Source organism: Priestia sp. SIMBA_032 (assembly GCF_046535215.1).
Lineage (GTDB): Bacteria > Bacillota > Bacilli > Bacillales > Bacillaceae_H > Priestia > Priestia aryabhattai.
This window is the reverse complement of record NZ_JAWRXD010001430.1, coordinates 1-241: the sequence shown is the minus strand read 5'-3', so window position 1 is coordinate 241 and position 241 is coordinate 1. Positions and strand designations below refer to the sequence as shown.

At 37.8% G+C, this 241-nt stretch carries 1 protein-coding gene; it reads right to left on the bottom strand.

The window, feature by feature from the left end; translation table 11 throughout:
• On the bottom strand, positions 1-241 hold a 241-nt coding region (locus SB717_RS39030), incomplete at both ends, for a M23 family metallopeptidase (protein ID WP_410908641.1).

The following is a 241-nucleotide window of genomic DNA, read 5'->3' as shown; positions in this document are numbered from 1 at the left end:
TTGTAGGAGCACCACCTGATGATAACCCTGGATCATCATTTTTCTTAAAGAATTTCATTGGATCCGTTGGTTGGTCGTTTATACGAATTTGGAAATCTAAATGGACAGCGTATCCAAACATATTAAGAACACCACCAACATAGTTAGAACCACCCATTTCCCCTATAATCTGTCCTTTTGTTACCATAGTTCCTGGTGCAACTAAGATTTTACTTAAATGTAAGTAACGAGATACAACGCC